General features: G+C 65.4%; 6 protein-coding genes. All 6 read right to left on the minus strand.

Features of this window, described 5'->3' with window-relative positions; translation table 11 throughout:
• A partial coding sequence (locus Q0S71_RS07775; RefSeq protein WP_295993768.1) for a phosphoenolpyruvate-utilizing N-terminal domain-containing protein occupies window positions 1-707 on the minus strand: 707 nt, incomplete at its 3' end.
• Window positions 708-751: 44 nt separating this feature from the next.
• Window positions 752-1,021: an HPr family phosphocarrier protein gene (locus Q0S71_RS07780; protein ID WP_295993760.1), complete on the minus strand. Its 270-nt coding sequence runs from the start codon at window positions 1,019-1,021 to the stop codon at window positions 752-754.
• 87 nt (window positions 1,022-1,108) lie between these two features.
• Window positions 1,109-1,522: a PTS fructose transporter subunit IIA gene (locus tag Q0S71_RS07785; protein WP_295993762.1), complete on the minus strand. Its 414-nt coding sequence runs from the start codon at window positions 1,520-1,522 to the stop codon at window positions 1,109-1,111.
• An 82-nt stretch (window positions 1,523-1,604) separates the two neighbouring features.
• Window positions 1,605-2,564, minus strand: coding sequence for a glutathione synthase (gene gshB / locus Q0S71_RS07790; protein ID WP_295993764.1), 960 nt, complete (start codon window positions 2,562-2,564; stop codon window positions 1,605-1,607).
• Between the two features lie 99 nt (window positions 2,565-2,663).
• The gene (gshA, locus tag Q0S71_RS07795) at window positions 2,664-3,965 is read right to left on the minus strand and encodes a glutamate--cysteine ligase (protein WP_295993766.1); all 1,302 of its coding nucleotides are present in this window, start codon (window positions 3,963-3,965) and stop codon (window positions 2,664-2,666) included.
• 179 nt (window positions 3,966-4,144) lie between these two features.
• A partial coding sequence (locus Q0S71_RS07800) for an ammonium transporter (RefSeq protein ID WP_295993767.1) occupies window positions 4,145-5,498 on the minus strand: 1,354 nt, incomplete at its 5' end.

The raw sequence follows: 5,498 nt of genomic DNA on the forward strand, positions 1-5,498 counted from the left end.
ACGCCGGCGTCGCCGTCGATGATGAGCCAGTCGTCCTGGTCGATCAGCGTCGACGCCTGCGACATGCCGACGGCGGCCGGGATGTCCAGGCTGCGCGCGACGATGGCCGTGTGCGAGTTCTGGCCGCCGACGTCGGTGACGAAGCCGATGAAGGAGCGGTCGCGGAATTGCAGCATGTCGGCCGGCGAAATGTCGTGGGCGACGATGATCATCTGGGCCTGGAATTCGTCGGCGCCGCCGTCGGTCTTGGGCAGGATCTGGGCGCTGCCCATCAAGACCTTGAGCACGCGCTCGGCGACCTGCTGGATGTCGGCCTTGCGCTCGCGCAGATACAGGTCTTCGATTTCGTCGAACTGCGCCGACAGCTCGTCGATCTGGGTCAGCAGCGCCCATTCGGCGTTGTAGTGGCGGCTGCGGATGATGTCGAGCGGCGCTTCGGAGATGAGCGGGTCCGACAGGATCAGCGCGTGCACGTCGATGAAGGCGCCCAGCTCCGTCGGCGCGTCCTTGGGCAGTTCGTTCCACAGCGTTTGCAGCTCGCGGTGCACGGCGGCCAGCGCCTGCTGCAGGCGCGCCACCTCGGCCTCGATGTGCTCTTCGGCCACCAGGTAGTGCTTGACGTCGAGCGCCGCCGGCGCCAGCTTGTGGGCGCGGCCGATGGCGATGCCGCGCGAGACCGGGATGCCGTGCAGCGTGAACGATGCCATGCGCTGCCCGGTCTGGGTGCGCGGCCGGCTGCGCTCGGCGGCCATTACTCGCCTTCGCCGAACTTGTCGTTGACCAGCGCCGCCAGCGCGAGGATGCAGGCGCCCTCGTCGGCGCCGTCGGCCTCCAGCGTCACCTTGGCGCCCTTGCCGGCGGCCAGCATCATGACGCCCATGATGGACTTGGCGTTGATGCGGCGCGCGTTGCGGGTGAGCCAGACGTCGCTCTGGTATTTGGCCGCCAGCTGCGTGAACTTGGCGGAGGCGCGCGCATGCAGCCCGAGCTTGTTGATAATTTCTAGTTCTTGTTGAATCATTTTTCTGTCGTCTCAATCAGATGGCTATCGCAATGCGCACTGCAAAAAACCGCCGCCTGTCTGCGCGGCGGTCACGTCGGGGTCTTGCTAGGGGCCGCCCTGGCCCACGCGGATCCGGTTGTCGACCCGCACGGCGCCGCTTTGCGCGCCGGCCAGCGCCATCTCGACGACGACGTCGAGCGTGTCGCGGCGGTAGGTGATGGCGCGCAGCAGCATCGGCAGGCTGATGCCGGCGATCACGGCGACCCGGCCCTCATCGGCCAGTTTATTACAACAGTTCGACGGCGTGCCGCCTTTGACGTCGGTGATGACCAGCACGCCGTCGCCGGCGTCGAGGCGCTTGATGGCCTCGGCTGCCAGCGCCTGCACTTCCATCAAGTCCTGGTCGGCGACCACGTCGATCGCCTCCAGCCGTTCGGTCGGACCACGGAACACGTGGACGCAGGCGGCGATGAAGGCCTGGCCGAGTGGTGCGTGAGTCATGAGCAGTATGCCAACCATATGATTAAACCGCCAGTGAGCGCGAACGCTTTACAACGCGTTCGGCGCAATTATTTTGGGGGGGCGCGCCGCCGATGGATGTTCATGCCGCGGCCACCGCCTGTTCGACGGCGTCGATGAACATGGCCGCCACCGGGAAGCCGGCCTGCTCGGTGATCTCCTGGAAGCAGGTCGGGCTGGTGACGTTGATTTCCGTGAGATAGTCGCCGATCACGTCCAGGCCGACCAGCAGCAGGCCGCGCGCGGCCAGGACAGGACCCAGCGTCTCGGCGATTTCGAGGTCGCGCGCCGTCAGCGGCTGGGCCACGCCGGTGCCGCCGGCGGCCAGGTTGCCGCGCACTTCGCCGGCCTGCGGTATGCGCGCCAGCGAAAACGGCACCGCCTTGCCGGCGATGACGAGGATGCGCTTGTCGCCCTTGGCGATGGCCGGAATATAGCGCTGCGCCATGATGGTACGGCGGCCGTTGTCGGTCAGCGTTTCGATGATGGCGCCCAGGTTCATGCCGTCGGCCGTGACGCGGAACACGCCGGCGCCGCCCATGCCGTCGAGCGGCTTCAGGATCACGTCGCCGTGCAGGGCCTGGAAGGCGCGCAGACGCGCTTCGCTGGCCGTCACCAGCGTCGGCGCGGTGAACTGGCTGAACTGGGCGATCGACATTTTCTCATTGTTGTCGCGGATTGCGGACGGCTTGTTGTACACGCGCGCGCCCTGCATCTCGGCCAGCTCCAGCAGATAGGTGCCGTAGATGTATTCCATGTCGAACGGCGGGTCCTTGCGCTGGATGACGGCGTCGAAGGCGGTCAGCCGGGTTTCCTCGGGCGCGTCGGCGCGGTACCAGTCGTGGGCATGGTCCGGCCCCTGCGCGGTCAGCGTGATGCGCGCGGCGTTGGCGTAGACGATGCCGCCGTCGAGCGCCATGTCTTTTTGCTCGAACGCGTAGATGGCGTGGCCGCGACGGGCCGCTTCGGCCATCATGGCGTAGGTGGAATCCTTGTAGGTCTTAAAACTGGCCAACGGATCGGCAAGGAAAGCAATTTTCATGGGCGCATCCATTCTGGGTAAGGCCTGATTTTAGCCGAGATCGGGCCGGGGCATCGGCGCCGCCCCGTTAGCCGATCCGTTCGCCGCTCCCTCAGCCCGTCAATAGACCTCGGGATTGGGGTCGGTGCGTTCCATTTCCAGCGACGCGGCCAGCAGCGCCAGGCGCGCCACCACGCCGTAGACGTAGAAGCGGTTCGGCGCGGCCGTGCCCGGCTTGGCCTTGAGGTCGGGGATGGCGTGCTGCTGGGCGAACGCCAGCGGCACGTATTGCGAACCGGGCGCGTTGAGGTTCTGGTCTATGCCTTTTTCGGCGTGGACGCGGTAGAAGCCGCCGACCACGTAGCGGTCTATCATGTAGACCACCGGTTCGGCCACGGCGTCCTTGATGCTCTCGAAGGTCGGCACGCCTTCCTGGATGATGATGTCGGTGACGGCCTTGCCGTCCTTGACCACCGTCATCTTGGCGCGCTGGGCCGGGCTCAGGTCCTTGATCTCGGACGCGTCCTTGATCGTCATGATGCCGGCGCCGTAGGTGCCGGCGTCGGGCTTGATGATGACGAAGGGCTTCTGGTCCTTGATGCCGTATTCCTTGTACTTCTTGCGGATCTTGGCCAGCAGCGCGTCGACGCTGGCGACCAGGCATTCCTCGCCCTCGCCGCTCATCAGGTCGACGGCGCCGCACTTGGCGTAGAAGGGGTTCAGCATCCACGGGTCGACGCCGATCAGCTTGCCGAATTTCTTCGCCACTTCATCGTAGGCGGCGAAGTGGTTGCTCTTGCGGCGCAGGGCCCAGCCGGCGTGCAGCGGCGGCAGCAGGCTTTGCTCGTGGATGTTCTGCAAAATGTCGGGGATGCCGGCCGACAGGTCGTTGTTGAGCAGGATGGTGCAGGGGTCGAAATCCTTCAGGCCCAGGCGGCGGCCGTTGGCCGAGCGCACCAGCGGCTCGATGACCAGCATATTGCCGTCGGGCAGAGCGAGCGGCGTCGGCTGCGTGATGTCGGGCGACAGCGAGCCCAGCCGCACGTGCAGGCCGGTCTGGCGGAAGATCTGCATCAGCCGCGCCACGTTTTGCAGGTAGTGCGGATTGCGCGTGTGCAGCTCCGGGATCACCAGCAGGTTGCGCGCGTCCGGGCAATACTTGTCGATGGCGGCCATGCCGGCCTGGACCGACAGCGGCAGCATCTCGGTGGCCAGGTTGTGGAAGCCGCCGGGGAACAGATTGGTGTCCACCGGGGCCAGCTTGTAGCCGGCGTTGCGCATGTCGACCGAACAGTAGAAAGGCGGCGTGTGCTCTTGCCATTCCAGTCGGAACCAACGCTCGATGGCCGGGGTGGCGGCAAGGATTTTCTCTTCTAGATCGAGCAGCGGTCCGGTCAGGGCCGTGGCGAGATGGGGAACCATGTTGACTTCCTTAATATGTGTATCGGAGGTTCCAAATACACAGAACTGACTAATATTACCGTGCAAGTACCCCAAATCGGGGCGAAAACCACGTTTTAAACCCCGGAAATGAAAAAAGCGCCTCATGCGGAGGCGCTTTTGGCGGACCCGCGCGTGGCGGGCCGGGTCAGACCGGACGATCAGGCATGGTAAGCGGACTCGCCATGGCTGGTGATGTCCAGGCCTTCGCGTTCCTCTTCTTCCGGTACGCGCAGGCCGATGAGGATGTCGACCAGCTTGTACGCGATGAAGGAAACGATGCCGGACCACACAATCGTCGTGCCGATCGCTTCGGCCTGGATCTTGACCTGGTCGATGATCGAGTACGGATCAGCCGACATTTTATTGGCCACGTAGTCCATGATGCCCTGGCCGCCCAGCGCCGGCGACGCGAACACGCCGGTCAACAGTGCACCCAGGATACCGCCCACGCCGTGGACGCCGAAGACGTCCAGCGAATCGTCGGCGCCGATCAGGCGTTTCAAACCATTCACACCCCACAGGCAGACTATACCAGCGAGCAAGCCGATCACCAAGGCGCCCATCGGACCGACGAAACCGCAAGCCGGGGTGATGGCGACCAGGCCGGCCACCGCGCCGGAGGCGCCGCCCAGCATCGACGGCTTGCCTTTGACCAGCCACTCGCCGGCCACCCACGACACGGCGGCGGCGGCGGTCGCCAGCAGGGTGTTGATGAAGGCCAGGGCGGCGATGTCGCCCGCTTCCAGCGCCGAGCCGGCGTTGAAGCCGAACCAGCCCACCCACAACAGCGACGCGCCTATCATGGTCATGGTCAGCGAGTGCGGCGCCATCGATTCGCGGCCCAGGCCGACGCGTTTGCCTATCATGAAGGCACCGACCAGGCCGGCGACCGCGGCGTTGATGTGCACCACGGTGCCGCCGGCGAAGTCGAGCGCGCCCTTCTGGAACAGGAAGCCGCCCTTGGCCGTTTCGGTGGCCAGCGTCGCGGCATCCTTGATGGCGTCCGGACCGGTCCAGAACCAGACCATATGGGCGATAGGCAGGTAGGCGAAGGTGAACCACAGCACGACAAAGGCCAGCACGGCGGTGAACTTGGCGCGTTCGGCGAAGGCGCCGATAATCAGCGCGCAAGTGATGGCGGCGAACGTGCCCTGGAAGGCGACGTAGACGAACTCGGGCAGCACGACGCCCTTGCTGAACGTGGCGGCGGTGGCGAAGCTGGCCTTGGCCGGATCCCAGATGCCGTTCAGGAAGGCGCGGTCGAACTTGCCGAAGAAGGCGTTGCCCTCGGTGAAGGCGATCGAATAGCCGTACAAGCACCACAGCACGATGATGACGGCGAAGATCATGAACACCTGCAACAGGATCGACAGCATGTTTTTCGAGCGCACCAGGCCGCCGTAGAACAGGGCCAGGCCGGGGATGCTCATCATGATGACCAGCAGCGTCGACACCATCATCCAGGCGGTGTCGCCCTTGTTGGCGACGGGCGCGGCGGCCGGGGCGGCGGCC

The sequence above is a fragment of the Rugamonas sp. genome (assembly GCF_025354735.1).
Lineage (GTDB): Bacteria > Pseudomonadota > Gammaproteobacteria > Burkholderiales > Burkholderiaceae_D > Rugamonas.